Origin of the sequence: Variovorax soli NBRC 106424 (assembly GCF_001591385.1) — a bacterium.
GTDB classification, from domain to species: Bacteria; Pseudomonadota; Gammaproteobacteria; order Burkholderiales; family Burkholderiaceae_C; genus Variovorax; species Variovorax soli.
Window position 1 is genome coordinate 94,931 of the sequence record NZ_BCUU01000003.1, and the last position, 25,441, is coordinate 120,371.

The 25,441-nt window shown below is 67.9% G+C and carries 25 protein-coding genes and 2 tRNA genes; 20 read left to right on the forward strand and 7 right to left on the reverse strand.

Annotated elements, in window-relative coordinates; translation table 11 throughout:
- The first annotated feature begins 147 nt into the window (after window positions 1-147).
- Entirely contained in the window at window positions 148-696 is a 549-nt protein-coding gene (locus tag VSO01S_RS01950; protein WP_153305102.1) for a hypothetical protein, read from the forward strand.
- A gap of 74 nt (window positions 697-770) precedes the next feature.
- Here VSO01S_RS01950 and VSO01S_RS01955 read toward each other — a convergent pair.
- Window positions 771-847 (reverse strand) — tRNA-Ile (locus tag VSO01S_RS01955).
- 15 nt (window positions 848-862) lie between these two features.
- Window positions 863-1,867 (reverse strand): heat-inducible transcriptional repressor HrcA, encoded by a 1,005-nt coding sequence (hrcA, locus tag VSO01S_RS01960; RefSeq protein ID WP_068640114.1) that lies wholly within the window; start codon window positions 1,865-1,867, stop codon window positions 863-865.
- A gap of 28 nt (window positions 1,868-1,895) precedes the next feature.
- On the opposite strand from hrcA, the gene VSO01S_RS01965 reads away from it, so the two are divergent.
- The 3 genes from VSO01S_RS01965 to rapZ are packed head-to-tail and all read left to right on the forward strand — an operon-like array spanning window position 1,896 to window position 5,407.
- Window positions 1,896-2,804, forward strand: a complete 909-nt coding sequence (locus VSO01S_RS01965; protein ID WP_068640115.1) for an NAD kinase — start codon at window positions 1,896-1,898, stop codon at window positions 2,802-2,804.
- A 1-nt stretch (window position 2,805) separates the two neighbouring features.
- Window positions 2,806-4,506, forward strand: a complete 1,701-nt coding sequence (recN, locus tag VSO01S_RS01970; RefSeq protein ID WP_068640116.1) for a DNA repair protein RecN — start codon at window positions 2,806-2,808, stop codon at window positions 4,504-4,506.
- 25 nt (window positions 4,507-4,531) lie between these two features.
- On the forward strand, window positions 4,532-5,407 hold the full coding sequence (gene rapZ / locus VSO01S_RS01975; protein ID WP_068640117.1) for an RNase adapter RapZ: 876 nt from the start codon (window positions 4,532-4,534) through the stop codon (window positions 5,405-5,407).
- Here rapZ and mutY read toward each other — a convergent pair.
- The 3 genes from mutY to mutM all read right to left on the reverse strand — a co-directional run bounded on the left by mutY (window position 5,404) and on the right by mutM (window position 9,400).
- A complete protein-coding gene (gene mutY / locus VSO01S_RS01980) occupies window positions 5,404-6,504 on the reverse strand; it encodes an A/G-specific adenine glycosylase (RefSeq protein ID WP_373282862.1) in 1,101 nt (366 codons plus the stop codon). The genes rapZ and mutY overlap by 4 nt on opposite strands.
- A complete protein-coding gene (locus VSO01S_RS01985) occupies window positions 6,501-8,459 on the reverse strand; it encodes a dynamin family protein (RefSeq protein ID WP_068640118.1) in 1,959 nt (652 codons plus the stop codon). The genes mutY and VSO01S_RS01985 overlap by 4 nt, the downstream gene beginning before the upstream one ends.
- A 125-nt stretch (window positions 8,460-8,584) precedes the next feature.
- The gene (mutM, locus tag VSO01S_RS01990) at window positions 8,585-9,400 is read right to left on the reverse strand and encodes a bifunctional DNA-formamidopyrimidine glycosylase/DNA-(apurinic or apyrimidinic site) lyase (protein ID WP_068640119.1); all 816 of its coding nucleotides are present in this window, start codon (window positions 9,398-9,400) and stop codon (window positions 8,585-8,587) included.
- 86 nt (window positions 9,401-9,486) lie between these two features.
- On the opposite strand from mutM, the gene VSO01S_RS01995 reads away from it, so the two are divergent.
- The 8 genes from VSO01S_RS01995 (at window position 9,487) to VSO01S_RS02030 (ending at window position 15,907) form a co-directional block, all read left to right on the forward strand.
- Window positions 9,487-11,349: a tetratricopeptide repeat protein gene (locus VSO01S_RS01995; protein WP_068640120.1), complete on the forward strand. Its 1,863-nt coding sequence runs from the start codon at window positions 9,487-9,489 to the stop codon at window positions 11,347-11,349.
- On the forward strand, window positions 11,346-11,858 hold the full coding sequence (locus VSO01S_RS02000; RefSeq protein ID WP_068640121.1) for a lipoprotein insertase outer membrane protein LolB: 513 nt from the start codon (window positions 11,346-11,348) through the stop codon (window positions 11,856-11,858). Before VSO01S_RS01995 ends, VSO01S_RS02000 begins: the two co-directional genes overlap by 4 nt.
- Window positions 11,855-12,733: a 4-(cytidine 5'-diphospho)-2-C-methyl-D-erythritol kinase gene (ispE, locus tag VSO01S_RS02005; RefSeq protein WP_068640122.1), complete on the forward strand. Its 879-nt coding sequence runs from the start codon at window positions 11,855-11,857 to the stop codon at window positions 12,731-12,733. Before VSO01S_RS02000 ends, ispE begins: the two co-directional genes overlap by 4 nt.
- 30 nt (window positions 12,734-12,763) lie before the next feature.
- A tRNA-Gln gene (locus VSO01S_RS02010) sits at window positions 12,764-12,840 on the forward strand.
- A gap of 82 nt (window positions 12,841-12,922) precedes the next feature.
- Window positions 12,923-13,894 carry a ribose-phosphate pyrophosphokinase gene (locus tag VSO01S_RS02015; RefSeq protein ID WP_068640123.1) on the forward strand — a complete coding sequence of 324 codons (972 nt, stop codon included), beginning with the start codon at window positions 12,923-12,925 and terminating at the stop codon, window positions 13,892-13,894.
- A 93-nt stretch (window positions 13,895-13,987) separates the two neighbouring features.
- On the forward strand, window positions 13,988-14,635 hold the full coding sequence (locus VSO01S_RS02020) for a 50S ribosomal protein L25/general stress protein Ctc (protein ID WP_068640124.1): 648 nt from the start codon (window positions 13,988-13,990) through the stop codon (window positions 14,633-14,635).
- A gap of 160 nt (window positions 14,636-14,795) precedes the next feature.
- Window positions 14,796-15,428, forward strand: a complete 633-nt coding sequence (gene pth / locus VSO01S_RS02025) for an aminoacyl-tRNA hydrolase (RefSeq protein WP_068640125.1) — start codon at window positions 14,796-14,798, stop codon at window positions 15,426-15,428.
- 32 nt (window positions 15,429-15,460) lie between these two features.
- Window positions 15,461-15,907: a hypothetical protein gene (locus tag VSO01S_RS02030; protein WP_153305103.1), complete on the forward strand. Its 447-nt coding sequence runs from the start codon at window positions 15,461-15,463 to the stop codon at window positions 15,905-15,907.
- 16 nt (window positions 15,908-15,923) lie between these two features.
- Here the strand turns inward: VSO01S_RS02030 and VSO01S_RS02035 are convergent, their stop codons facing one another.
- Window positions 15,924-16,238 carry a YfhL family 4Fe-4S dicluster ferredoxin gene (locus VSO01S_RS02035; protein ID WP_068640127.1) on the reverse strand — a complete coding sequence of 105 codons (315 nt, stop codon included), beginning with the start codon at window positions 16,236-16,238 and terminating at the stop codon, window positions 15,924-15,926.
- A 121-nt stretch (window positions 16,239-16,359) separates the two neighbouring features.
- On the opposite strand from VSO01S_RS02035, the gene VSO01S_RS02040 reads away from it, so the two are divergent.
- The 7 genes from VSO01S_RS02040 (at window position 16,360) to VSO01S_RS02070 (ending at window position 24,023) form a co-directional block, all read left to right on the forward strand.
- Window positions 16,360-17,310, forward strand: a complete 951-nt coding sequence (locus tag VSO01S_RS02040) for an ABC transporter permease (protein WP_068640128.1) — start codon at window positions 16,360-16,362, stop codon at window positions 17,308-17,310.
- 10 nt (window positions 17,311-17,320) lie between these two features.
- The gene (locus VSO01S_RS02045; protein WP_068640129.1) at window positions 17,321-18,202 is read left to right on the forward strand and encodes an ABC transporter permease; all 882 of its coding nucleotides are present in this window, start codon (window positions 17,321-17,323) and stop codon (window positions 18,200-18,202) included.
- Between the two features lie 169 nt (window positions 18,203-18,371).
- Entirely contained in the window at window positions 18,372-19,394 is a 1,023-nt protein-coding gene (locus VSO01S_RS02050) for an ABC transporter ATP-binding protein (RefSeq protein ID WP_068640130.1), read from the forward strand.
- Window positions 19,391-20,212, forward strand: a complete 822-nt coding sequence (locus VSO01S_RS02055; protein WP_068640131.1) for an ATP-binding cassette domain-containing protein — start codon at window positions 19,391-19,393, stop codon at window positions 20,210-20,212. Before VSO01S_RS02050 ends, VSO01S_RS02055 begins: the two co-directional genes overlap by 4 nt.
- Before the next feature lie 57 nt (window positions 20,213-20,269).
- Entirely contained in the window at window positions 20,270-21,757 is a 1,488-nt protein-coding gene (locus VSO01S_RS02060; RefSeq protein WP_068640132.1) for an ABC transporter substrate-binding protein, read from the forward strand.
- On the forward strand, window positions 21,754-23,163 hold the full coding sequence (locus tag VSO01S_RS02065) for an amidase (protein WP_373282863.1): 1,410 nt from the start codon (window positions 21,754-21,756) through the stop codon (window positions 23,161-23,163). Before VSO01S_RS02060 ends, VSO01S_RS02065 begins: the two co-directional genes overlap by 4 nt.
- Window positions 23,139-24,023 (forward strand): alpha/beta hydrolase, encoded by an 885-nt coding sequence (locus tag VSO01S_RS02070; protein ID WP_068640133.1) that lies wholly within the window; start codon window positions 23,139-23,141, stop codon window positions 24,021-24,023. Before VSO01S_RS02065 ends, VSO01S_RS02070 begins: the two co-directional genes overlap by 25 nt.
- A gap of 19 nt (window positions 24,024-24,042) precedes the next feature.
- On the opposite strand, the gene VSO01S_RS02075 is transcribed toward VSO01S_RS02070, so the two are convergent.
- Window positions 24,043-24,906: a LysR substrate-binding domain-containing protein gene (locus VSO01S_RS02075; RefSeq protein WP_068640134.1), complete on the reverse strand. Its 864-nt coding sequence runs from the start codon at window positions 24,904-24,906 to the stop codon at window positions 24,043-24,045.
- A 115-nt stretch (window positions 24,907-25,021) separates the two neighbouring features.
- On the opposite strand from VSO01S_RS02075, the gene VSO01S_RS02080 reads away from it, so the two are divergent.
- Entirely contained in the window at window positions 25,022-25,420 is a 399-nt protein-coding gene (locus VSO01S_RS02080; protein ID WP_068640149.1) for a tautomerase family protein, read from the forward strand.
- Window positions 25,421-25,441: the final 21 nt, after the last annotated feature.

Sequence of the window (25,441 nt, forward strand, 5' to 3'; positions counted from 1 at the left end):
AACGATAGTTTGCAGTCCTTATCTAACAGTTGGGGACTTTGTCACGCACGGCACGTTTTCCAATGGACAGGGCGGATGCCGCGTGGTCCGCGGGTGGCGGCAGAACATATGCTCCCGAGCAAGCCCAGCCACACGCGGAGTTCAGTCATGGAGAGACGCAGCGCGGAGATCGAAACGGTGCCTCACAGCCTGGAGGCGGCCCGCTCGTCACGCAGGGAGCGTTCGTCGTCGTCGTCGGACACCCGGTCGTTCGCGGAAATCGTGGGCGACTTCTTCCGCAAGAACGGCCAGGCCGCACCGGCGGCTGAAGCCGCCCCTTCTGCCTCTTCTGCCGATGCCGTGCGCGAATCGGCCCCGGCAGGGCCGCAGTCCGTCCCGAACCCGGTGCTCTACAAGCACTGGAACGCCATCCGGGCCGATGGCATCAGCGCCTCTCAGTTCATCGCCTTCCTGCAGCCCCTGGCCGACCTCGACGGCATCACCGTCTCCTACACCTACAGCGGCGAAGACGGCAAGGAGCATGTCTACACGCGGCGGCGCGAAGACGAGGCGGCCGGTGCTACTGCCCAACCGCGCGCCAACCCGCTTTCCGAGGCCATTCGCAAGGGCAAGCTGTCCAAGGAAAAGGCCCTGACCTTCGCGCTGAATGAAGAAGGGCGCGTGTGGATCGAGAGCAACTTCCTGGATCTGAAATAGGCCGCGCGACGCGGCGCCCAGAAGCACAGAAGCCCGCTACCGGTTCGATAGCGGGCTTCCTGCATCTTGTGAGGTGGTAGGCCGTGCTGGGCTTGAACCAGCGACCAACGGATTATGAGTCCGCTGCTCTAACCAACTGAGCTAACGGCCCACGTGGGGCGCCATTCTACTTTCGGTAGCTCAGCGCATTGCTCACCAGCCGGGAGGTGATGTCCACGATCTGGATCATGCGCTCGTACGGCATGCGCGTGGGGCCGATGACGCCCAGGGTGCCCACCACCTGGCCGTCCACTTCGTAATTGGCGCTGACCACCGACAGCTCTTCATAAGGCACGACCTGGCTCTCGCCCCCGATGAAGATGCGCACGCCCTCGCCCTTGCTCGACACGTCCAGCAGGCGCATCAGCTGCGCCTTCTGCTCGAACAGCTCGAAGGCGCGCCGCAGGTGTGTCATGTCGCTGGAGAAATCGCTCACCGACAAGAGGTTGCGCTCGCCGGCAATCACGACCTCTTCCTCGGCCTCGCTCATGGCCTCGGCACCCACCTGCACCGCCGTCTTCATCAGCGTGGCGATCTCGCCGCGCAGCGTGTCGATTTCGGACTGCAGCCGGTCGCGCACCTGCTCCAGCGTCAGGCCCGAGAAGTTGGCGTTGATGTAGTTGGACGCCTCCACCAGTTCCGACTGGCTGAAGTCCACTTCCGGAAAGATCACCCGGTTCTGCACGTCGCCGTCCGGCGAGACGATGATGACCAAGAGGCGCTTTTCAGACAGCCGCAGGAATTCGATGTGCCGGAAGGTGGAGGCCCGGCGCGGCGCCATGACCACGCCCACGAACTGCGACAGGTTCGACAGCATGGCGGCCGCATTGGCGATCACCTTCTGCGGCTGGTCGGCCGCCAGCGTGGGTGCCGTGATCTCGTCACGGTTCGCGGTCAGCATGGTGTCCACGAACAGGCGGTAGCCGCGCGCCGTGGGAATGCGGCCGGCGGAGGTGTGGGGGCTGGCGATGAGGCCGTGCTCCTCCAGGTCGGCCATCACGTTGCGGATGGTGGCGGGCGACAGCTCCAGCCCGGCCACGCGCGACAAGGTGCGCGAACCCACCGGCTGGCCTTCGGCGATGTATCGCTCCACCAGGGTCTTGAGCAAGAGACGTGCGCGATCGTCGAGCATTCGATGATTTTAGTGTTGTAATTTGTACATGACCCTCCGCTTCCGCCACGTTGCGCTCATTGGCAAATACCAGCAGAACGCTGTGCGCGCGCAAACGGGCGGCGTGGGCGCCGCCACGCCGGACAGCATGCTGGACGGCATCGGCGAGTTTCTGAAGGCGCAGGGCTGCGAGGTGTCCACCCTGCAGGGCGACGAGAGCGTTCCGCCCGGGCGCTATGCCGAACTCAGCCTGGACGACATCGGCCAGCACTGCGACCTGGGGCTGGTGGTGGGCGGCGACGGCACCATGCTGGGCATCGGGCGCCAGCTGGCGCCCTACGGCGTGCCGCTGATCGGCATCAACCGCGGGCGGCTGGGCTTCATCACCGACATTGCGCTGGACCACTACCCGTCCGTGCTCGTGCCCATGCTCTCGGGCGAATACGAGGAAGAGCGACGCACGCTCATGCTCGGCCAGGTGATCCGCGACGGCCAGAAGGTGTTCGAGGCCCTGGCCATGAACGACGTGGTGGTCAACCGCGGCGCCACCTCCGGCATGGTGGAGCTGCGCGTTTCGGTGGGCCGGCATTTCGTGGCCAACCAGCGCGCCGACGGCCTGATCATCGCCACGGCCACCGGCTCCACCGCCTATGCCCTGTCGGCGGGCGGGCCTTTGCTGCATCCGGCCGTCTCGGGCTGGGTGCTGGTGCCCATTGCGCCGCACACGCTGTCGAACCGGCCCATCGTGCTGCCCGACGACGAAGAGGTGTCCATCGAACTGGTGGCCGGGCGCGACGCCAGCGCCAATTTCGACATGCAATCACTGGCCACGCTGGCCCACGGCGACCGCATCGTGGTGCGGCGCTCGCACATGAACGTACGCTTCCTGCACCCCAAGGGCTGGAGCTATTTCGACACGCTGCGCAAGAAACTGCACTGGAACGAGGGGGGCTCCTGACTTGGCTCTGCGAAGGATCACGCTGCGCGATTTCGTGATCGTGCGCTCGCTGGACATCGACCTGTCCGCGGGCTTTACCGTTCTCACCGGCGAAACCGGCGCCGGCAAGTCCATCTTGATCGATGCGCTCCAATTGGCGCTGGGCAGCCGGGCCGACCCCGGCGCCATCCGCGAGGGCGCCCAGCGGCTGGATGTGAGCGCCGAGTTCGACGCCGCCCCATCGCTCGATGCCTGGCTGGACGAGGGCGGCTTCGAGACCTCCGCCGGCGAACTGCTTTTGCTGCGCCGCACGGTCGACCTGCAGGGCCGCAGCCGCGGCTGGATCAACGGCAGCCCCGCCACCGCCGCTCAGCTGCGCGAACTGGGCGAGCGCCTGCTCGACATCCACGGCCAGCATGCCTGGCAAAGCCTCACCCGCCCCGATTCGGTCCGCGGCCTGCTCGATGCCTACGCCGGCGTGAAAGACGGTGCGCTCGATGCAAGCTGGCAAGCCTGGCGACAGGCCAGCGCCGCACTGGAGGCCGCGCGCAGCGCCCAGGATTCGCTCCAGCGCGAGCGCGAACGGCTGCAGTGGCAGATCGGCGAGGTGGCCAAGCTCGCCCCCGGCGCCGACGAGTGGGAAGAGCTGTCGGCCAGCCATTCGCGCATCTCCAATGCGCAGGCCCTGATCGACGCCGCCGAGGGCGCACGCCAGGCCATCGAGGACGACGAGCAAGGCGCCCTCTCCGCCCTGAACCGCGCGCTGGCCCTGCTGCAGGGCTGCGAGCACATCGAGTCCGAATTCAAGGCGCTGGGCGAAGTGCTGGCCTCCAGCGTCGCCCAGGCCGCCGATGCCGCGCACAGCCTGCACGGCTACCTGCGCCATGCCGACACCGACCCGCAGCGCCTGGCCGAACTGGACGAGCGCATGGGCCTGTGGATGTCCCTGGCGCGCCGCTACCGCCGCCCGCCCGAAGAGCTGCCCGCGCTGTACGCCGGCTGGCAGGACGAGCTCAAGGCGCTGGATGCCGCCAGCGACCTCGATGCACTGGAGCGCGCCGAGCACACGGCGCAGCAGGCCTACATGAAGGAAGCGCGCGCCCTGGGCAAGTCCCGCCAGGCCGCGGCGCCCAAGCTGGCCAAGGCCATCACCGAGGCGATGCAGGGCCTGGGCATGCAGGGCGGCCGCTTCGAGGTGGCCCTGTCGGCGCTGGCGCAGCCCAGCCGCCACGGACTGGAAGACATCGGCTTCCTGGTGGCCGGCCATGCCGGCAGCACGCCGCGGCCCATCGGCAAGGTGGCGTCGGGCGGCGAGCTCTCGCGCATTGCGCTGGCCATTGCCGTCACCACCAGCCGGCTGGGCGAGGCGCAGACGCTGATCTTCGACGAGGTCGATTCCGGCGTGGGCGGCGCGGTGGCCGAAACCGTGGGGCGGCTCATGCAGCAGCTCGGCCGCGACCGCCAGGTGCTGGCCGTGACGCACCTGCCGCAGGTGGCGGCCTGCGCCGATCACCACCTGCTGGTTTCCAAGCGCCCGGCGCAAGAGCAGGCTGGATCCGGCATCCCCCAGATCGAAAGCCGGGTCAGCGCGCTGGAAGACGACGCGCGCGACCAGGAAATCGCCCGCATGCTCGGCGGCGAACGCGTGTCGGCCACCACACTGGCGCATGCGCGCGAAATGCTGGGCAAGCCGGCGGCAGCGCCGGCCAAGGCCCGCGCGTGACGAGCAACAAAGGGAAAGCGAAGCGATGAGCCTCGAAGTCGTCCTCATCACCGGCATGTCGGGCTCCGGCAAGTCGGTGGCGTTGCACGCACTGGAAGACGCGGGCTACTACTGCGTCGACAACCTGCCGCCGGAACTGCTTTCGCCCTTCATCGCGCTGGAGCGGCAGCAGCAGGCGCGGCGCGTGGCCATTGCGATGGACGTGCGCAGCGGCGTGTCGTTTCCGCTCATTCCGCAGCAGCTCGACGCGCTGCGGCACGAAGGCGTGCAGCTGCGCTCGCTCTTTCTCGACTCCACCACCGACGCACTGGTGCGGCGCTTTTCCGAGACGCGCCGGCGCCATCCGCTGTCGCGCCAGGAAGGCGAGGTCGATGCGCCCGAACGCCACCGCGCGCTGGTGCAGGCCATCGAACTCGAGCGGGAACTGCTGGCCGACCTGCGCGATGGCGCCGACATCATCGACACCAGCATCATCCGCCCGGCGCAGCTGCAGAGCTACATCAAGGACCTGATCGCCGCGCCGCAAAGCACGTTGACGCTGGTGTTCGAGTCCTTCGCCTTCAAGCGCGGCATTCCGCTGGATGCCGACTACGTGTTCGACGTGCGCATGCTGCCCAACCCGCACTACGTGCCGAACCTGCGGCCGCTCACCGGCCGCGATGCGCCGGTGATCGACTGGCTGCGCGAACATGACGAAGTGCTGCAGATGTATGAAGACATCGAAGGCTTTCTCGCCCGCTGGCTCGATGCGCTGGCGCGCGACCACCGCAGCTACGTCACCGTGGCCATCGGCTGCACGGGCGGGCAGCACCGCTCGGTGTTCCTGGTCGAGCAGCTCACGCGCAACTTCGAGAAGCGCTGGGCCGCGCTGAAGCGGCACCGCGAGCTTCACGAGTTCTAGGCATTCAGCTCCGTCAGCAGCTTGCGCACGGGTGCGGGCAGGCCCAGGCCTTGCCACGCGGCTTCATCGAACCAGGCGCCGCCCGCGGACAACTGCGACTTGTTCGACGACGCCTTCCAGATGACCGGATGCAGGTGCAGGTCCTTGTGCGTCAGCACGTGGACGAAAGGCGGTGCATCGTCCAATGCATCGCCGGCTGACATCGGGATACTCGCGCCCAGCGCATCGCGGTTGTCGAAGCACGGCAGGCAATACAGGCCCGCCCAGATGCCGGATGCCGGCCGCTTCTCCAGCCAGACGCGGCCCTGCGCATCGCGCGCCACCAACATCCAGATCGATTGCGACGTACGCCGCAGCTTGCGCGTCTTGACCGGAAACCGCTCCTGCTCGCTGCGCAGCTGGGCCTGGCAATCGGTGCCGACGGGACAGATCAGGCAACTGGGCTTGCGCGGCATGCAGACGGTGGCGCCCAGGTCCATCAGGCCCTGGGTGTAGGCGGGCATGTCCTCGCCGCTGTCAGCGGCCGGCAGCAGCTGCGTGGCCAGGTTCCACAGCGCCCGCTCGTTGGCGCTCGAGGCCAGGTCGCCTTCGAAGCCCAGAAAGCGCGTCAGCACCCGCTTGACGTTGCCGTCCAGGATGGCCACCCGCTCGCCGAAACAGAAGGAGGCGATGGCCGCCGCGGTGGAGCGGCCGATGCCCGGCAGCGTCTCCAGCTGCGCTGCGGTGCGCGGAAACTCGCCGCCGAAGCGCGCCACCACCTCTTGTGCGCAGCGGTGCATGTTGCGCGCGCGGCTGTAGTAGCCCAGGCCGCTCCACAGGCCCAGCACCTCGTCCTCGTGCGCCGACGCGAGATCGGCCACCGACGGAAAACGCTGCAGGAAGCGGTCGAAGTAGCCCAGCACCGTGCTCACCTGCGTCTGCTGCAGCATCACTTCGGACAGCCACACGCGATACGGGTCGCGCGTGTTCTGCCAGGGCAGTTCGCTGCGGCCGTGGCTGCGCTGCCAGCGCACCACGCGCGGCGCGAAATCGGCCGAAAGAGAAGATGGCGGCGCCGCCTGGTCCTGCGGTGCCTGCACGACGGCTGCCTTGCTCAAGCCGCGCGAAGTTCCGGATGTTCGCCGCCGCCCTGCGGGTCGCGGCTGGTGAGGAGCGAGGTCAGTTCCTGCAGGCGCTCGCCCAGTTCCTTGAGCGCGACTTCCTGCGCGGCGATTTCCGCCAGGCGCTCGTCCAGGCCGCCGGCGGCGCTCTGGATGCGCTCCACCGCCTCGATGCGGCGGCCGAAATTGCGGCGGCGTTCCTTGAGCTGCGCGTCCAGCTGGGCGCCGGCGCCCTTGCTCCAGCGCTCGACCTCGGTCATGGCGGCCTCGTTCACCACGCGCAGCCGGCTGGCCAGCGCGCGCACCAGCTTGTCGCAGAACTCGGGCTGCGCCAGCTTGAGCATGTTGCTCACGCCCAGGTACTGCACGTGGCTCTGCTCGATCTGGCTCAATTGCTTGATGAAGCCCATCAGGTCGGGCTCGGCCGGCGCCAGCAGGGTGAAGCCGTGTTCGGCATTGAGCTGGCGGAAGGTGGCGTTGAGCATGGCCTGGATCTCGGCCGTGGTCTCCTGCACCTCGCGCAGGTTGCCGCGCAAGGCATCGAAGGTTTCGCCGTACACCTTGCGCACGTTCAGCTTGATGCCCGGGCGCTTGAGCGCCGCGGCCAGCTTGGCCATGTCGGCCTTGAGCGCCGTGCTGCCCAGCACCGCGTACACCTCGCGCAGCAGCTTGCTCTGCACCGAGCGCAGCGCCAGGATGCGGGCATTGCTGCCCTCGAATTCGGACTGCTCGCTTTCGATGCGGGTACGCATGTGGCGGATCACGCCGGTGTTCTTGCCGCGCAGCCCCTGCAGTTCCAGCGCCTGCTCCGACAGGTCGCGCGCGCGCACCTTCAGGATGCGCTCGGCCTCGGTGCGCAATGCGCCGATGCCGTTGTCGATGGCCAGGCGCAGCACGGTCTCGCGCTTGCCCAGGATGCCCTCGCCCAGCACGGCTTCCAGCGCCGGCAGCCGGCTGGCCTGCAGCAGCGGCGCGTCGCGCCGGATCTTGGCCTGCAGCCCTTTCTGGGCGGAGACCGGCAGCACATGTTCCAGCGGCACATCCAGCACCTTGGCCGAAGCCTGGCGCTGGCGGTCGATCTGCTTCTCGACTTCGCTGGGGCTGTTCAGGATGTCCCACAGCGTGTCGATCTTGTTGAGCACGACGATGCGCGTGTCCTTGTGGTCGCCCTCGGTGATGAGGTGCTCGCGCCAGATCGACAAATCAGAGCGGGTCACGCCCGTGTCCGCGCCCAGGATGAACACCACGGCGTGGGCCTGCGGAATCAGGCTCACCGTCAGTTCGGGCTCGGCGCCGATGGCGTTGAGGCCCGGCGTGTCGAGGATGACAAGCCCCTGCTCCAGCAGCGGATGGGGCATGTTCAGCACCGCATGGCGCCAGCGCGGGATCTCCACCCGGCCCTGCGCGTCGGGCGCCGGGTTGTCCTCGGGGCTGTCGTCGTTCCAGAAGCCCAGCTCGCGCGCCTGATCCAGCGGCACCCAGTCCACCTCGGCCACCATGTGCATGGTCTGTGCCAGCGACTCGGCGTTGTGCACGTCGATCGGGATTTCAGTCCAGCGGTCCTGCTCGTCGCGCCAATGGGTCAGCGAATGCGGCTCCAGCCGGGTGGCGATGGGCAGCAGGCGCAGGCTGGGCGGCAGCGCCGCGTCGTAGCCCAGCTCGGTCGGGCACATGGTGGTGCGGCCGGCGCTGGCGGGCATGATCCGGCGGCCGTAGCCGGCGAAGAAGATGGCGTTGATCAGCTCGGACTTGCCGCGCGAAAACTCGGCCACGAAGGCGACCATGACCTTGCTGGTGCGCATCTGCAGTTCCAGCTCGCGCAGGCGCTCGCCCACGGCCATGTCCAGCAGGTCGTTCTCGCGCAGCCAACCGGTCAGCCACTTGAGCCGATGGGCAAAGTTGCGTCGCCAGGCACCGTGCTGGTCGAACTGCTGATTGAAGGATCGGGTCAAGGTCGAGAATGTAAACGTCGACTTACAAATATTAGCACCCGCGTCCTGCGCCGCCTCTGCATGGAAGCCCGAGGCAGCCGTAATCGTTGTTCAGATGCCCAAATGGCCAATTAGCTGCAGCCGGATTAGTACTTTTGACAGTGCGGGCAATAGAAGGTGGACCGCTGGCCCTGCCGCAGTTGCCGGATCGGCGTTGCGCACACGCGGCAGGCCTCGCCGGCACGGCCGTAGACCATCGCCTCGAGCTGGAAGTAGCCGCCCTGCCCGTCCACGTTGGAAAAGTCGCGCAGGGTGCTGCCTCCGCGCTCCACCGCACGCGCCAGGATGCTGCGCACCGCCTCGCGCAGCCGCGCCGCGCGCGGCCGGCTGATGCGCGAGGCCGCGAGCGTGGGCCGGATGCCCGCGGCAAACAGCGCCTCGGACGCATAGATATTGCCCACGCCCACCACCAGGTCGCCGGCCAGCAGCACCTGCTTGATGGGCGCCTGGCGCCGGCGCAGGGCGGCATGGAACTGGTCGAGATCGAAGGCTTCGCCCAGCGGCTCGACGCCCAGGCCGCCCAGCAGCTTGGTGGCCGTGGCCGCCTGCTCGTCGTCGGCATACACCACGGCGCCAAAGCGGCGCGGATCGTTCAGGCGCAAGGTGCCACGGTCGGTGACCAGGTCGAAATGGTCGTGCTTGCCGGCCTCGGGCAGTTCGTGTGCGAAGCGCAGGCTGCCCGACATGCCCAGGTGCAGCAGTAGAAGGCCGGCATCCAGGTCGATGAGCAGGTACTTGCCGCGCCGGCGCACGCCGAGCACGCGGCGGCCGGCCAATGCGGCAGGGTCGACCCCCAGGCCCCAGCGCAGCGGCTTGCCCAGGTGGACCGCGCGCACCTGCGCGCCGGCAATGCGGTCGGCAAAACCGAGGCGTGTGACTTCGACTTCGGGTAGTTCGGGCATGGGCAGGAGAGTTGCGGCACCCGTCTGCAGCGCCCGGATGGACCCCTTGCAATCGTCGCCAAAGTTGCTTGGATTATTATGGTCCGATGACCTTTCCGCCCCGCCGACTCCGCCTTGCGGCGGTCGCGTTGCTCGCCATCAGCGCAGGCGCATGCGCCTCCCTCGACCCCACGTCCCAGGCCGACTCGTCGCCGGCTGCGGCCCCATCTGCGGCACCAGCCCCGGCCGCGCCGCAGGCCGCCCCCGGCTCCCCAGTCGCCGCTCCCCTGGGGCCGCCGAGCGCTCCGCCCCCCAAGACCGAAAGCCCGGCCGTGCCCTCGGCCATGACGGCCCAGATCTTCTATGAAGTGCTGGTGGGCGAGTTGACGCTGCGCACGGGCGATCCGGGCACCAGCTACACCCTGCTGCTCGATTCGGCACGGCGCACGCGCGATCCGCAACTGTTCCAGCGTGCCACCGAGATCGCGCTGCAGTCGCGCTCCGGCGACGCGGCGCTGGCGGCGGCGCGGGCCTGGAAGCAGGCCATTCCCGATTCGCGCGACGCCAGGCGGCTGGAGCTGCAGATCCTCATCGCCCTCAACCGGCTGTCCGAAACCGTGGAGCCGCTGCGGGCCGAGCTGGCCGCCACGCCCCAGGTCGAGAAACCGGTGCTGATGAACGTGATTGCGCGCAACTACGCGCGAGCCAGCGACAAGAAACTGGCCGCCTCGGTGGTCGAGCAGGCCCTGTCCGAAGAACTGAAGACGCCCGCCATGGCGGCGCCCGCCTGGGCAGCCATCGGCCGTGTGCGGCTGGCGGCCGAAGACAACGCCGGCGCCCTGGAAGCGGCCCGTAAAGGCCTGCAGGCCGACCCTGCCGGCGAAGCGCCGGCCATCCTGGCGCTCGAGTTGATGGATGCCAACCAGGCCGATGCCGAAGGGCTGATCAAGACCTATCTCGACAACCCCAAGGCCAGCCCCGGCGTGCGAATGGGCTACGCCCGCGAACTGGCGCAGGACCGTCGCTACGCCGAGGCAAGCAGCCAGCTGTCGACCCTGACCCGCCAGAATCCCGACCTGCCCGACCCCTGGCTGCTGCTGGGCAGCCTCCAGGCCCAGGCCAAGCAGGACGCGGCAGCGGAGAAGTCGGTCAAGAAATACCTTGCATTGGCGGAGAAGCAGCAGGATGGCGACGAGCGCAGCTCCGGCATGACGCAGGCCTACTTCGTCCTCTCGCAAACGGCCGAGCGCCGCAAGGACTATTCGGCCGCCGAAAACTGGCTGGCCAAGATCGACAACCCCGACGACCTCACCGCCACCCAATTGCGCCGCGCCGCGCTGCTGGCCCGCCAGGGCAAGCTGGAAGAGGGGCGCCAGGTCATCCGCGCGCTGCCCTCCGCCACCGCCGACCAGCGGCGTCAGAAGCTGCTGGCCGAAGTGCAGTTGCTGCGCGACACCAAGCACTACCAGGAGGCCTACGATCTGCTGGCGCAGGCCAGCGCAGCCGCCCCCAACGATGCCGACCTGATCTACGACCAGGCCATGGTGGCCGAAAAGCTCAACCGCATGGACGAAATGGAGCGCCTGCTGCGCCGCCTGATCGCCATGAAGCCGGACAACCAGAACGCCTACAACGCACTGGGCTATTCGCTGGCCGATCGGAAGCTGCGGCTGGACGAGGCGCGCACGCTCATCCAGAAGGCGGTGCAGCTGGCGCCGGACGATCCGTTCATTGCCGACAGCCTGGGCTGGGTCGAATTCCGCATGGGCAACACGCAGGAGGCCACGCGCATCCTGGAGGCTGCCTACAAGCAGCGGCCCGACCCCGAGATCGGCGCGCACCTGGGCGAGGTGCTGTGGGTGTCCGGCCAGCGCGACCGCGCCATGGCCATCTGGAAGGAAGCCGTGCAGGCCGACGCCGAGAACGAAACGCTGCAGGAGACCCTCAAGCGCCTGCGCGTCAAGCCGTGACGATCGCGCGGCGCCTGGCGCTGGCGGCCGGCACGGCCGCGCTGCTGGCCACCTTGGCGGGCTGTGCCAGCGTTGGCGGCGGCGCCGCGGCGCCCGCAGGCTCGGCAGCGGGCCACTGGAGCGGCCGCATGTCGCTGCGCGTGGACAGCGCACCGCCTCAAAGCTTCTCGGCCTTCTTCGACCTGCAGGGCAATGCGAATGCCGGCCAGCTGCAGCTCACCAGCCCCATCGGCAGCACGCTGGGCGTGGCACGCTGGTCGCCCGGCCAGGCCACGCTGCAAAGCGGCTCGGACATCCGGCAGTTCGACTCCGCGGAGATGATGATCGAGGCCGCCACCGGCGCGGCCATACCGCTGGACGCGCTCTTCGGCTGGCTGGACGGGCGCCAGCAGAACGTGCCGGGTTGGCGCGCCGACCTGAGCCAGATTTCCACGGGCCGGCTGCAGGCCTTGCGCGAGTCGCCCGCACCCGCGGCTGACCTGCGCATCGTGTTCGAACAAGCGCAATGAAGGCAATCTACGACCTGCCAGCGCCGGCCAAGCTGAACCTCTTCCTGCACATCACCGGCCGCCGCGCCGATGGGTACCACCTGCTGCAGTCGGTGTTCATGCTGATCGACTGGTGCGACACCCTTCATGTCGAGCTGCGCACCGATGGCCAGCTCTCGCGCGAAGACCTCACCACCGAACTGCCGCCCGACGACCTCGTGCTGCGCGCCGCACGTGCGCTGCAGGCCCTGGCGCCTGCGGGCATGGGGGCGCACATCGGCGTGGCCAAGCACATTCCCGCGCAGGCCGGCATGGGCGGCGGCTCGTCGGATGCGGCCACCTGCCTGCTGGCGCTCAACCGCCTGTGGAAGCTCGGCCTGCCGCTGCCCGCGCTGGAAAAGGTGGGGCTCGCGCTGGGCGCGGACGTGCCCTTCTTCCTGCACGGCCGCAATGCGTGGGTGGAAGGCATCGGCGAGCTCATCACGCCGATCGAGCTGCCTGCGGCCGAGGTCGTGGTGGCCAAGCCCGACCAGGGTCTGGACACAAAATCAATTTTTCTTTCGCCGGACCTCGAACGCGCTACAAAGCCTGCTACAATCTCTGGCTTTGCTGCATGTAGTGCACAAGAGGCTGAGCAAATGTTCGGCTTCGGGCGCAACGACCTGCAGCCGGTTGCTCAAAGGCTTTGCCCCGCGGTTACCCAGGCCATCGACTGGCTCGGCACCAAAGGCTTGCAAGCCAGAATGACCGGTTCGGGCAGTGCCGTATTTGCACTGAACGCCGCAAAATCGCATGAAGCGGACTTGTCCGATGCGCCGCAAGGCTGGTCGGTTCGTCAATGCAAGAATTTGTCGGTCCATCCCCTGGCTGGGTGGGCAGACAGCGACAATTCATAGGTCGCCGGAAATTGTTCCGGTGTCCCGTGTAGGGGAGTCGCCAAGCTGGTTAAGGCACTGGATTTTGATTCCAGCATGCAAAGGTTCGAATCCTTTCTCCCCTGCCAAATTTTCTCGATAGGTCGTCAAACCCAAGAAAGGCCCCAAGCAACCCGGTTGGGGCCCTTTTCGTTTCGCCGGGACGCACGCATGCAGGCTCCACATCCTGATTTCATGGTTTTCACCGGCAACGCCAACCCCGGGCTTGCCGCCGAAATTGCGCAGAACCTCGGAACCACGCTGGGCCAGGCCCGCGTCGGCCGATTCTCCGACGGCGAGGTCACTGTCGAGATCAACCAGAACGTCCGCGCCCGCGACGTCTTCGTGGTGCAGTCCACCTGCGCCCCGACCAACGAAAACCTGATGGAACTGCTGATCATGGTCGACGCGCTCAAGCGCGCATCGGCCGAGCGGATCAGCGCCGTCATCCCCTACTTCGGCTACGCCCGCCAGGACCGCCGCCCGCGCTCCAGCCGCGTGCCGATCTCGGCCAAGGTGGTGGCCAACCTGCTGCAGACCGTGGGCGTGAGCCGCGTGCTGACCATGGACCTGCACGCCGACCAGATCCAGGGCTTCTTCGACATTCCGGTCGACAACATCTATGCCTCGCCGGTGCTCCTGGGCGACCTGCGCGCCAAGAACTACGAAGACCTGATCGTGGTCTCGCCCGACGTGGGCGGCGTGGTTCGCGCCCGTGCGCTGGCCAAGCAGCTCAACACCGACCTGGCCATCATCGACAAGCGCCGCCCCAAGGCGAACGTGAGCGAGGTGATGAACGTCATCGGCGAAATCGACGGCCGCAACTGCGTGATCATGGACGACATGATCGACACCGCCGGCACGCTGGTGAAGGCGGCCGAGGTGCTCAAGGAGCGCGGCGCGAAGAAGGTCTATGCGTATTGCACGCACCCCATCTTCTCGGGCCCGGCCATCGAGCGCATCACGCAGTCGGCACTGGACGAAGTGGTGGTGACCAACACCATCCCGCTGTCCGACAGCGCGAACGGCTGCAGCAAGATCCGCCAGCTGTCGGTGGCGCCGCTGATCGCCGAGACGGTGCAGCGCATCGCCAAGGGCGATTCGGTCATGAGTTTGTTTTCGGACCAGGACAATCTTTTCTAAGGCCCGGTTCGAACCAAGAGCGGGCTCTCTTCAAGAGAGCCCTTTTTCAATCGGCGCCGCACTGGTCGCGGTCGGCGTCTCAAGGAGTCAGCTATGAAATTCGTCGCTTTTGAGCGCGCCAAGCAGGGTACGGGTGCGAGCCGCCGTCTGCGCATCTCGGGCAAGACGCCCGGCATCGTCTACGGTGGCGAGGTCCAGCCGCAACTGATCGAACTCGATCACAACGCGCTGTGGCACGCCCTCAAGAAGGAAGCCTTCCACTCGTCCATCCTCGAGATGGAACTGGGCGGCAGCGTGAGCAAGGTCCTGCTGCGCGATGTGCAATACCACCCGTTCAAGCAGCTGGTGCAGCACGTCGACTTCCAGCGCGTGGACGCCAAGACCCGCCTGCACGCCAAGATCCCGCTGCACTTCAAGGGCGAGGAAGAGTCGGACGCCGTCAAGCTGCAGCACAACCTGGTCAACCACGTGATCACCGAACTCGAAATCAGCTGCCTGCCGGCTGACCTGCCCGAGTTCATCGAAGTCGACCTGTCGAAGCTGACCGACGGCGCCACGCTGACCGTGAAGGACCTGAAGCTGCCCAAGGGCGTGAAGTACGTGCCGCACGGCAACAAGGTGAACCCCGTGGTGGTGTCCGCCGTGGCTCCGCGCGTGGAAGAAGAAGCTGCCCCCGCTGCCGAAGGCGTTGCCGCCGAAGCCGCTGCCCCGGCCGCCAAGCCCGCCAAGGGCAAGAAGTAATCGGCGTTCGAGCAACGCGATTTGCAGCAAACGGCCCGCCTTGCGGGCCGTTTTTCTTTGGCTTTCCGATCAGCGCACGCCCGGCCGCCCGAAGGGCGCTGAGCGCCCCCTCGGGGGCAGCGATACACGAAGTGATGAGCGTGGGGTTTCATAATTGCGCATGATCAAGTTGTTCGTCGGCCTGGGCAATCCAGGCCCTGAGTACGAGGCCACGCGGCACAACGCCGGCTTCTGGTGGATCGACGCGCTGGCGCGCGATCTCAAGGTGTCGCTGGTGCCCGAGCGCAGCTACCACGGCTTCGCGGCCCGCGCCAATGTCGGCGGCCAGAGCGTGTGGCTGCTTCAGCCGCAGACCTTCATGAACCTCTCGGGCAAGTCGGTGGCGGCGCTGGCGCGCTTCTTCAAAATTGCGCCCGAGGAGATCCTGGTCGCGCACGACGAACTCGACGTGCTGCCGGGCCAGGCCAAGCTCAAGTTCGGCGGCAGCCACGCCGGCCACAACGGCCTGCGCGACATCCATGCGCAACTGGGCACCGGCGACTACTGGCGGCTGCGCCTGGGCATCGGGCATCCCGGCGCCAAGTCGGAGGTGGTCGGCTGGGTCTTGAAGAAGCCCTTGCGCGAGCATCGCGAGGCCATCGACGAGGCCATCGTGCGAACCCTCAAGGCCGTGCCGGCGCTGGTGGCCGGCGAAATGGACAAGGCCACGCTACTAATTCACACCAGCAAGCCCCCGCGGCCCAAGCCGCCGCGCAAGGAACCGGGGGAAGGGAGCGAAGCGGCGGCAAACTAGCGGCATTCCAGAAAAAGGAGAGGGAGGAATGCATGCCGCGGCTGTCACCGCTTGGGATCGCGCTCGCCTGCGTGGTCGCCACCCATTCAACAACTTCGATTGCGGCACCGGGCAGCATCTGGCGCTGCGGCAATAGCTATTCGGACACGCCCTGCGACGGCGGAACGCGATTGGACGCTCCACATGCGCAGCCCTCGGCAGAGGATCGCAGTCAGCGCGATGCCGACACGCGCCGCGACCAGGCGGCGGCCGACCGCATGCAGCGCGAGCGGCTGGAACTCGAGTCGAAGCCGCGCCAGGCCTTGGTGATCGGCCCGCCCGCAGCCGAGGCAAGCGGCGCCTCGCCATCGGCACGCGTCGCCAAGCCTGAGAAGAAGAAAAGGAATGCGAGGCCGAGCAGGCCCGACGAGTTCGTCGCCACCTATGCCGACCCGTCGACCCAGCCGGGCGACAAGAAGAAGACGAAGAAGAAGCGGTAGTCCGCCAGCGCCCTGGTCAAACCGCCGACGGCGGCGCCTCGGGCCCGGCACCTTCGGCTTGCTTGGCCTTCTCGCGCTGCGCCTTGGCGGCCGTCAGCCGCTCGAACTTCTGCCACAGCGTCTCGCGCGTCTCGACGTGGGCCGGGTTCACGGGAATGCACGCGACGGGACAGATCTGCACGCATTGCGGCTCGTCGAAGTGGCCCACGCATTCGGTGCACTTGCGCGGGTCGATCTCGTAGATCTCCTCGCCCATGTAGATCGCGTCGTTGGGGCACTCCGGCTCGCACACATCGCAGTTGATGCATTCGTCGGTGATCATGAGGGCCATGGGTGGATTATCCCGCCGGTCCCGTCGGTTCGCCGCCGCGCGCTGCCAAAGCCCCAAGGGCGACATAGGGTGACACGCGCTCACACTCATTGCCGGCACGGGTTATGCTGCGGCCCGCCCTATGAGTTTGTTCCTGTTCAAGCGCATCCTGACGCTGATCGCCACCCTGATTGGTACCTCGGTCATCGTCTTCCTGGTCCTCGAGATCCTTCCCGGCAACGCCGCCCAGATGCTGATGGGCGCGGACGCCTCGCCCGACGCGGTGGCGGCGCTGGCCACCAAGCTCGGGCTGGACCAGCCGGCCTGGACCCGCTACTGGCACTGGGTCGGCGGCCTGCTCACGGGCGACCTGGGCAACAGCTACGCGTATGGTTCGCCGGTGGTCGACCTGGTCCTGGAGCGGCTCGCCCTCACCATCCCGCTGGCCCTGATGGCCATGGTCCTGACCACGGTGCTCGCGCTCATCGTCGGCGTGACGGCGGCGGCCAAGCACAACAGGATGGGCGACGTGGGGTTGATGGGCCTCACGCAGGTGGGCATCGCCATTCCCAACTTCTGGTTCGCCATCCTGCTGATCCTGGTGTTCTCGGTGGAGCTGCAGTGGTTCTCGGCCGGTGGCTTCGACGGCTGGAGCGAGGGCATCCTGCCGGGCATCAAGGCCCTGCTGCTGCCCGCCCTGTCGCTGGCGGTGGTGCAGGCGGCCATCCTGGCGCGCATCACGCGCTCGGCCGTGCTGGAGGTGATGCGCGAAGACTTCGTGCGCACCGCGCGCGCCAAGGGCGTGTCGCAGCGCGCCGTGCTCTGGGGCCATGTGCTGCGCAACGCCATGATCCCGGTGGTGACGGTGATGGGCCTGCAGTTCTCCGAACTGCTGGCCGGCACCATCGTGGTCGAGAACGTGTTCTACCTGCCGGGCCTGGGCAAACTGATCTTCCAGTCCATCAGCAACCGCGACCTCATCGTGGTGCGCAATTGCGTGATGCTGCTGGCCGCGATGGTGGTGATCGTCAATTTCGTCGTCGACGTGACCTACGCCCTGATCGACCCGCGCCTCAAGGCCAGCGATATCTGATCGGTTCGAGATGAGCAGCCTTCCCGTCAGCCTCCCCTCCACTTCCACGCCGCAACTGCCCGGCTTCTGGCGCCGTGCGATGCACCACCGCAGCTTCGTCATCGGCGCCGTGCTCAGCGCATTGCTGATCCTCGCCGCCGCCGTCTCGTATGTCTGGACGCCCTGGTCGCCCTACGAGATGGACATGGCCAACAAGCTGCAGGGGCCCAGCAGCACGCATTGGCTGGGCACCGATGTTTTCGGACGCGACGTGGCTTCGCTGCTGCTGGTGGGCGCGCGCGCCTCGATCCTGGTGGGCTTGATCGCCGTGGGCATCGGCCTGGTCGTCGGCACCGCGCTCGGCCTGCTGGCGGCCGCGCGGCGCGGCTGGGTCGAGGAAGCGGTCATGCGCCTGTCGGACTTCACGCTGGCATTCCCGGCCATCCTGTCGGCCATCATGATGACCGCGGTGTTCGGCCCCGGCATCGTCAACGCGATCATCGCCATCGGCATCTACAACATCCCCACCTTCGCACGCATTGCGCGCGCATCGGCCAACGCGGTGTGGTCGCGCGAATACGTGGCGGCGGCGCGGGCCTGCGGCAAGGGCGCCTTCGCCATCACCCTGCAGCACGTGCTGCCGAACATTTCGGCGGTGCTGATCGTGCAAAGCACCATCCGCTTCGCCATTGCCATCCTGGCCGAGGCCGCCCTGTCGTACCTGGGCCTGGGCACGCAGCCGCCGCAGCCCTCGTGGGGCCGGATGCTGGCCGAGGCGCAGACCATGATGTGGCAGGCGCCGCTGCTGGCCGTCTTCCCCGGCATGGCGATTGCATTCGCGGTGCTGGGCCTGAACCTGCTGGGCGACGGCTTGCGCGACCTGCTCGATCCGCGCCTTGCAAGAGCGAGATGATGCTCACCCCCAGGCTCCCCTGCTTCGCAGGTCCGCCGACCCCCTCTCTGGGGGCGCACCCAGCGGCCCGGCAAAGCCGGTTCCGCGGGTGCCCTGGACCGGGCCTCTGCCGCGCCGTCGCAAGCGCGGATCAGGCGCGTCGCAACGGATTCATCGAACTCAAGATCGCATGGCATTGCTAGAAGTCAACGACCTGCACATCCGGCTGCAGACGCAGCGCGGACCCGCCGAGGCGGTGCGCGGCATCAGCTTCGACCTCGCGCGCGGCGAAACGCTGGGCATCGTGGGCGAATCGGGTTGCGGCAAATCCATCACCGTCCAGTCGCTGATGGGCCTGCTGCCCGCCACGGCCAAGGTGAGTGGCAGCATCCGCTTCGACGGCCAGGAACTGGTGGGCCTGCCCGAGCAGGCCATGTGCCGCATCCGCGGCAACCGCATCGGCATGATCTTCCAGGAGCCGATGACGGCGCTGAACCCGGTGCACACCATCGCGCGCCAGGTGAGCGAGCCGCTGCGCCTGCATCGGGGCCTGTCCGCCGCCGATGCGCGCAAGGAAGCCCTGGCCCTGCTCGACCGCGTGGGCATTCCCGACGCCGCCTCGCGCCTGGACGCCTATCCGCACCAGTTCTCGGGCGGGCAGCGCCAGCGCATCGGCATTGCGATGGCCTTGGCCTGCGGCCCCGACCTGCTGATTGCGGACGAGCCCACCACCGCGCTGGACGTGACCATCCAGAAGCAGATCCTGGAACTCATCCAGGGCCTGGTGGCCGAGCGCGGCATGGCCCTCATCCTCATCTCGCACGACCTGGGCGTGATCGCGCAGAGCGTGTCGAAGATGCTGGTGATGTACGGCGGCAGCATCGTCGAGAGCGGGCCCACCGCCGCCGTGTTTGCCGATCGCGAGCATCCCTACACGCAGGGCCTTTTTGCCGCGCGACCCGCGTTGAACGCGCCGCGCGGCCAGCGGCTGGCGACCATCCGCGGCAGCGTGCCCGAGCTGGTCGACCTGCCGCCCGGCTGCCCCTTCGCGGGCCGCTGCGCCTTCACGGCCGACGCCTGCCACAGCACCCGGCCCGAGGCCACGCAGCTTGCGCAGAGCCATGAAGTGCGCTGCATTCGCCTGGACGCGGTTCGGGACGCCGCATGCCCTCACCCCAACCCTCTCCCGGAGGGAGAGGGAGTCCAGACATGAGCACCACCGCCCCGCTTCTCCAAGTCACCGACCTGGTGCGCCACTACAGCCTGCCGCGCGAGAGCCTGTTCGCGACAGCGCCGCAAGTGAAGGCGCTCAACGGTGTGAGCTTCTCGCTCGAGGCCGGACGCAGCCTGGGCATCGTGGGCGAATCGGGTTCGGGCAAGTCGACCATCGCACGGCTGGTGATGGCGCTGGACCACCCCACCGCCGGCAGCGTCAAGCTGCTGGGCCGCGACCTGCACCGCCTGCCCAGGGACGAACTGCGCCTGGCCCGGCGCGACGTGCAGATGGTGTTCCAGGACCCGTACGGCTCGCTCGATCCGCGCCAGACGGTGGAGCGCATCGTGGCCGAGCCGCTGGCCGCCCTCGCCGGTCCATCCGGCAGCTCGCGCGCCGAACAGCGCGAACGCGCGGCCGAGTCGCTTGCCTCCGTGGGCCTGCGCAGCACCGACCTGCAGAAGTACCCGCACGAGTTTTCCGGCGGCCAGCGCCAGCGCATTGCCATTGCACGCGCCCTCATCACGCGGCCCAAGCTCATCGTGGCCGACGAGCCGGTGAGCGCACTCGACGTGTCGGTGCAGGCGCAGGTGCTCAACCTCATGCAGGACCTGCAGCAGCAGTTCGGCGTCAGCTACCTGCTCATCAGCCACGACCTGGCGGTGGTGAACCACCTGTGCGACGAGGTGTGCGTGCTGCACCGCGGCCTGGTGGTGGAGCGCGGCGCACCGTCGCAGCTCTTCGCGCATGCGCAGCATCCCTACACGCAGGCCCTTCTCGCCGCCGTGCCGCGCGCCGAGCCGCCCGTGCTGGCTTGAGTTGTTGTAACGTTATTGTTTCCAACCTTTAATTCCCCCGTTCTGGAGCTACACGTCATGTTGAAACGCCGCACCCTCCTGACCACTGCCGCGCTCGGCACCCTGCCGCTGGCCGTGCCCAGCGCCTTTGCGCAGGCCAACAAGAGCGCCATGGTGCTGGGAATGGCGCTGGAGCCGCCGGGTCTGGACCCGACCGCGAATGCCGCGTCGGCCATCGGCGAGATCGTGCTCTACAACGTCTTCGAGACGCTCACCAAGATCAATGCCGACGGCAAGGTCACGCCGCTGCTGGCCGAGAGCTGGGAGGTCTCGCCCGACCTGCGCACCTACACCTTCAAACTGCGCCGCAGCGTCAAGTTCCAGAACGGCGAGCCCTTCAACGCACAGGCCGTCAAGTTCTCCTTCGACCGGGCCGGCGGCGAGAAGAGCACCAACAAGGACAAGCGCACCTTCGCCAACCTGAGCACGCAGGTGGCCGACGACTACACCGTGGTGCTGATCAACAAGGAGATCGACCCCGACCTGCCCTTCCTGCTGGGCCAGGCCACGGCCGTGATCATGGAGCCAAAGTCCGCCGACGCCGCTGCGACGCAGCCGGTGGGCACGGGTCCCTACACGCTGCAGAACTGGGTCAAGGGCTCGTCGCTCGTGCTCGGCGCGTGGGACGGCTATCGCAACGCCTCGGCCATCAAGCTCAAGCGCGTGACCTTCCGCTTCATTTCCGACACGGCGGCCCAGGCCACCGCCTTGCTGGCCGGCGACGTGGACGCCTTCCAGCGCATCGGCACGCGCGTGGTGCCGCAGTTCAAGGCCAACCCGCAGTTCCAGGTGATTCTGGGCGGCTCGCGCGCCAAGACCATCCTGGCCATCAACAACAAGAAGAAGCCGCTGGACGATGTGCGCGTGCGCCGCGCCATCCTGGCGGCCATCGACCGCAAGGCGGTGATCGCCGGCGCGGCCGACGGCTTCGGCGTGCCCATCGGCAGCCACTATGTTCCCGGCGCGCCGGGCTATGTCGACACCACCGGCATCAACCCGTTCGACCTCGAAAAGGCCAAGAAGCTGCTGGCCGAAGCCGGCGTCAAGACGCCGCTGGAGCTGACCATGACGGTGCCTCCTCCGCCGTACGCCCGCCAAGGCAGCGAAGTGATCGCGGCGCAGCTGGCCAAGATCGGCATCACCGTGAAGATCCAGAACGTGGAATGGGCGCAGTGGCTGGCCAACACCTATGGCGGCGCGCACAACTACGACCTCTCGATCGTCTCGCACGTGGAGCCCTTCGACCTGGGCAACTACGCCAAGCCCGACTACTACTGGGGCTACCAGTCCAAGGAATTCACCGCCCTGTTCGACAAGATCAAGAGCACCGGCAGCGAAGCCGAGCGCAACAAGCTGCTCGGCGATGCGCAGAAGGTGCTTGCCCAGGACGCCGCCAACGGCTTCCTGTACCAGCCTCAGTTCCCCACCGTGGCCAAGAAGGGCGTCAAGGGTTTGTGGACGGCCATGCCGATCTTCTGCAACGACCTGTCGACGATGAGCTGGTGAAGAGCGGCAAGCTGTATGCGCTGGGGGTCGCGGAGCTGGTCCGCGGCTATGCCCAGGGGGTGCTGTCACCGGTCGAGGTGATGCAGTCGGTGCTCGACCGCGCCGAGAGCTGGGAAGACAAGCTGCAAGCCACCTGGCTGCTGCGCCCAGACTTCGCACTGGAGCAGGCCCAGGCCTCCGAGGCGCGCTGGCGCCGCGGTGCGCCGCTGGGTCCGCTGGACGGCGTGCCGGTCAGCATCAAGGAGAACATCGCCACGCGCGGCGACCCGCTGCCCGCAGGCACCGCGGCTGTCGACCTGGTGCCGGCCGCCGCGGACGCACCGCCGGCCGCGCGGCTGAAGGAAACAGGTGCCGTCTTCTTCGCCAAGACCACCATGCCCGACTACGGCATGCTGTCCTCGGGCCTGTCGAGCTTTCACAGGCTGGCGCGCAACCCGTGGGACCTGAGCCGCACGCCGGGCGGCTCCAGTGCCGGCGCGGGTGCAGCCGCCGCCGCGGGCTACGGCCCGCTGCACCTGGGCACCGACATCGGCGGGTCGCTGCGCCTGCCGGCCAGCTGGTGCGGCATCTTCACGCTCAAGCCCAGCCTGGGCCGCATCCCGATCGATCCGCCCTACATGGGCCGCGCCGCCGGCCCGATGACGCGCACCGTCTCGGACGCGGCGCTGGCCATGCAGGTGCTCGCGAGGCCCGATGCGCGCGACAGCATGAACCTGCCGCCCCAGGACATTGCCTGGCAGGACTTCGACGTGGAGCCCGGCCATCTGCGCGGCCTGCGCATCGGGCTGCTGCTGGATGCCGGCTGCGGCCTGGCCGTGGAGCCCGAGGTGCGCGAGGCGGTCGAGCAGGCCGCCCGCCGCATGGAAGAGGCCGGCGCCATCATCGAGCCGATGCAGCCCTTCATGTCGCAAGCCATGCTCGACGGCATGGACCACCTCTGGCGCATGCGCTCGCTGGTCGACATGAAGGCCCTGCGCTCCGACCAGCGCGCGAAGGTGCTGCCCTACATCCGCCAGTGGGCCGAGAGCGCGGCCGAGTTCAGCGGCGAGCATGTGTTCCGCGCCTTCAGCCAGTTCCACATCACGCGCGTGGCCACGGTGCAGGCCTGCGCACGCTTCGACTACGTGATCTCGCCCACGGCGCCCAACCTGCCGGCGGCGGCCGAGCTGCCCTCGCCCACCAACGACCCGCTGCGGCCGCTGGAGCACATCGGCTTCACCGTGCCCTACAACATGTCGGAGCAGCCGGCTGCGTCCATCAACTGCGGCTACAGCAGCACGGGCCTGCCCATCGGCCTGCAGATCGCGGGGCAGCGCTTCGACGACCTGGGCGTGCTGCGCGTGGCCCGCGCCTTCGAGCAGATCCGGGGAGCACAGCATCCATGGCCGGAGCCGGAAGACGCCTGAGGCAGGCGCTGGGCAGGCCCGAGGTCCAGTCCCAGGCCTTTCGCCTCGCGCTGTACTCGTCGGCCGCCACCGTCGGCAGCTTCGCGGCCTACTGGACCTTGCTGGCCCTGCGCCAGGGGCCGATGCTGTTCAACGCCCGCAAGCTGCCGGTGGTGCATCTGTCGGATGCCTTCTCCACCTATTCGCACGTCGTGCCGGGCGGCATGGTGCGCGGCTACGTCTACCACCCGCAGGGCGAAGAGGCGCTGCAGGACCTGTTCGTGTACTTCGCCGGCCGCGGCGAGGACGTGCGGGCCACCGCGCAGGCGCTGCACTGGCTGCCCGAGGGCTTCGGCTTCGCGGCGGTCAACTACCGGGGTGTGGCCGATTCCGAAGGGCATCCGTCCGAGATCGCTTCGGTGCAGGACGCGCGGCGCCTGGCCAGCCATTTGCGCAAGGCCTTCCCGAATGCACGCCTGCACATCGTCGGCCGCAGCCTGGGGACCGGCGTGGCCATCCAGCTGGCGGCCGGCCAGCAGCAATTCGCCAGCCTGCAGCTGGTGACGCCCTACGACTCGCTGCTGGAAGTTGTGAAGCTGCGCTTTCCGCTGGTGCCGCTGTCGCTGCTGATGCGGCACCGCTTCAACTCGCTGGAGCACAGCAAGGAAGTGGCGGCCAAGACGCAGGTGCTACTGGCCGAGCAGGACGTGGTGGTGCCGCACGAGCACTCGCAGCGCCTCATCGACGCCTGGCCCACGCCGGTGAGCGTGGAGACCATTCCGAGCTCGGACCACCACAACATCATGAAGCTGGAAGAGACCTGGCTGCGGCTGGTGGACTTTGCGCTCGGCGCGGTGATTCCGGCCTCCAGGGCGGCGTGACGGGCCTGTGCCTCTCCCCTTAACGCAGCTCCTGCGCCAGTAGCTCCCGCACCCGCGTCACCAGCTCGGCCTCGCCGCGCCGCGGCGCCAACAGATGGAAGTCCACGCGCGGCAGCGCCGGCAGCCCATGGGGCGGTGCAAGCAGGCCCACACCCTCGGCCAGCGCCGATTCGTTCAGGCAAGCCACGCCCAGCCCCGCGGCCAGCGCCGACTGAAGCCCCGCCACGCCGGATGCCACATGCGCCACCCGGTAGTTCACGCGGCGCTTCTGAAGCAGTTGCTCGGTGAACTGGCGCAGCGAGCAGCCGTCGGTCAGCACGAGCAGCGGCAGGGGCTCGCCGCGCAGCTGTGCCTGCCAGCCGGGCGCCGCCATCCACGCCAGGGGCTCGCGGCGAAGCGGCTTGGGCAAGGAGGACCGCGCCGCAGCGTCGGCCACGCGCATCGACAGGCCGATGTCGATCTCGCCGCGCGCGTGCATGGCCTCCACCTCGCTGCTTTTCCTGATGGTGACGTTCAGGCGCATGTGCGGATGGCTTTGTGCCAGCCGTGCCAGCAGTCGCGCCAGCGCGCCAGGGCGGAAGTAGTCGGTCACCGCCAGCCGGAGTTCGCCCTGCAGCGACTCGCCGCGCAGGTCGCGCAGCGCCTCGTCGGCCAGCGCGACCAGCCGCTGCCCATGCACGCGCAGCCGCTCGCCCGCCGCAGTGGGCTGCACGCCGGCCTTGCTGCGCGCCAGCAGGCTCTGGCCGACGCATTCCTCCAGCTTGCGCATCTGCTCGCTCACCGCCGATTGCGACAGGAACACGCGCGGCGCCGCGGCCGTGAGGCTGCCGGCTTCGAGCACCGAGAGAAAGGTGCGCACCTGGTCGAGGTCGAGGTTTGGCATCGGCTTTCAATCCATCTGTTTTTCAGATGACAAGCATCATATCTTCCCGCTTTTCCTTTGGATGGATTGCGCCAAAAATCACCCCATCGACATCCAGAAAGAAAGCGAGCACACCATGCCCCACGTCGTGATCCATCTCTCCGGCCAGCCCGATGCCAGGCTCACCCGCCAGGTGGTCGAGCAGGTCAACACACTCACGCAGGAAATCCTGGGCAAGCAGCTGCCCGTGATTGCCGCCACTGTGCAGTACATCCCCGCGGACCAGTGGTTCATCGGCGGACAGACGCTGGCGGAGCTGGGCAAGTCGGCCTTCCACCTGGACATCAGCATCACCGACGAGACCAACACCAAGGGCGAGAAGGCGCGCTACCTCAAGGCGGTGTTCGACGCCATGGCGCGGCTGCGGCCCGACCTGCACGAGGTGTCCTACGTCTACCTCATCGACGCCCGCGCGGCGGCCTACGGCTACGGCGGCCGGACGCAGGAGTTCCGGCACCAGCAGGCGGGCGTCTAGTGCTCCTTTGGCCGCAGGCAG

What these genes read in the sequence shown, in the direction of transcription:
- VSO01S_RS02060 (WP_068640132.1), top strand. Translation starts at nt 20,270, where the DNA reads ATGTTGAAACGCCGCACCCTCCTGACCACTGCCGCGCTCGGCACCCTG.
- VSO01S_RS02055 (WP_068640131.1), top strand. Translation starts at nt 19,391, where the DNA reads ATGAGCACCACCGCCCCGCTTCTCCAAGTCACCGACCTGGTGCGCCAC.
- VSO01S_RS01965 (WP_068640115.1), top strand. Translation starts at nt 1,896, where the DNA reads ATGACCCTCCGCTTCCGCCACGTTGCGCTCATTGGCAAATACCAGCAG.
- pth (WP_068640125.1), top strand. Translation starts at nt 14,796, where the DNA reads ATGATCAAGTTGTTCGTCGGCCTGGGCAATCCAGGCCCTGAGTACGAG.
- ispE (WP_068640122.1), top strand. Translation starts at nt 11,855, where the DNA reads ATGAAGGCAATCTACGACCTGCCAGCGCCGGCCAAGCTGAACCTCTTC.
- VSO01S_RS02050 (WP_068640130.1), top strand. Translation starts at nt 18,372, where the DNA reads ATGGCATTGCTAGAAGTCAACGACCTGCACATCCGGCTGCAGACGCAG.
- VSO01S_RS02075 (WP_068640134.1), bottom strand. Translation starts at nt 24,906, where the DNA reads ATGCCAAACCTCGACCTCGACCAGGTGCGCACCTTTCTCTCGGTGCTC.
- VSO01S_RS02020 (WP_068640124.1), top strand. Translation starts at nt 13,988, where the DNA reads ATGAAATTCGTCGCTTTTGAGCGCGCCAAGCAGGGTACGGGTGCGAGC.
- VSO01S_RS02045 (WP_068640129.1), top strand. Translation starts at nt 17,321, where the DNA reads ATGAGCAGCCTTCCCGTCAGCCTCCCCTCCACTTCCACGCCGCAACTG.
- VSO01S_RS02015 (WP_068640123.1), top strand. Translation starts at nt 12,923, where the DNA reads ATGCAGGCTCCACATCCTGATTTCATGGTTTTCACCGGCAACGCCAAC.
- VSO01S_RS01995 (WP_068640120.1), top strand. Translation starts at nt 9,487, where the DNA reads ATGACCTTTCCGCCCCGCCGACTCCGCCTTGCGGCGGTCGCGTTGCTC.
- rapZ (WP_068640117.1), top strand. Translation starts at nt 4,532, where the DNA reads ATGAGCCTCGAAGTCGTCCTCATCACCGGCATGTCGGGCTCCGGCAAG.
- VSO01S_RS02080 (WP_068640149.1), top strand. Translation starts at nt 25,022, where the DNA reads ATGCCCCACGTCGTGATCCATCTCTCCGGCCAGCCCGATGCCAGGCTC.
- VSO01S_RS02030 (WP_153305103.1), top strand. Translation starts at nt 15,461, where the DNA reads ATGCCGCGGCTGTCACCGCTTGGGATCGCGCTCGCCTGCGTGGTCGCC.
- VSO01S_RS02070 (WP_068640133.1), top strand. Translation starts at nt 23,139, where the DNA reads ATGGCCGGAGCCGGAAGACGCCTGAGGCAGGCGCTGGGCAGGCCCGAG.
- hrcA (WP_068640114.1), bottom strand. Translation starts at nt 1,867, where the DNA reads ATGCTCGACGATCGCGCACGTCTCTTGCTCAAGACCCTGGTGGAGCGA.
- mutM (WP_068640119.1), bottom strand. Translation starts at nt 9,400, where the DNA reads ATGCCCGAACTACCCGAAGTCGAAGTCACACGCCTCGGTTTTGCCGAC.
- VSO01S_RS02040 (WP_068640128.1), top strand. Translation starts at nt 16,360, where the DNA reads ATGAGTTTGTTCCTGTTCAAGCGCATCCTGACGCTGATCGCCACCCTG.
- VSO01S_RS02035 (WP_068640127.1), bottom strand. Translation starts at nt 16,238, where the DNA reads ATGGCCCTCATGATCACCGACGAATGCATCAACTGCGATGTGTGCGAG.
- VSO01S_RS01950 (WP_153305102.1), top strand. Translation starts at nt 148, where the DNA reads ATGGAGAGACGCAGCGCGGAGATCGAAACGGTGCCTCACAGCCTGGAG.